1 protein-coding gene is annotated in these 514 nt (G+C 57.8%); it reads right to left on the bottom strand.

The features are described 5' to 3' along the window. On the bottom strand, positions 1-501 hold a 501-nt coding region (locus tag ACTRC3_RS11785), incomplete at its 3' end, for an amino acid--tRNA ligase-related protein (RefSeq protein WP_440323200.1). Positions 502-514: the final 13 nt, after the last annotated feature.

The raw sequence follows: 514 nt of genomic DNA, 5'->3' as shown, positions 1-514 counted from the left end.
CTCCAGTGCCTTGTACAGGTCTGCCAGCTTGACCACCGGGAACGGGGTGGTGGGCACGATGACTTCCTGACCGAACAGCTCCTTAATCTGGTCGCCGTAGCTCTCTTTAACGGCCTGCAGACCGGCGGTCAGCAGCTCCTCTTCCATCTTCATCACGTCTTTGAAGGAGGTGATGTAGCTGAACTCCAGATCGAAGCCCGAGAACTCGGTAGCGTGCTTATTGGTGTAGCTCTTCTCGGCGCGGAACACCGGGCCAGTTTCGAAGATGCGCTCAAAGCCGGCAGCCATAGCCATCTGCTTATAGAACTGGGGGCTCTGTGCCAGATAGGCATTGCGGTCGAAGTAGTCCACCTTGAACACCTCAGAGCCGCTCTCGCTGGCAGCAGCGATCAGCTTGGGGGTGTGGATCTCGATGAAGTTGCGGTCCAGCAGGAACTTGCGCATGGCGTTGACGAAGCAGCTCTGTGCCTTGAACATCAGCTGGTTCTCGTCGGTGCGCAGATCGATCCAGCGG

The sequence above is a fragment of the Laedolimicola sp. genome, from assembly GCF_051972735.1.
Taxonomy (GTDB): Bacteria; Bacillota; Clostridia; order Lachnospirales; family Lachnospiraceae; genus Laedolimicola; species Laedolimicola intestinihominis.
The sequence above is the reverse complement of the archived record's forward strand: the minus strand, read 5'-3'. Positions and strand labels throughout refer to the sequence as shown.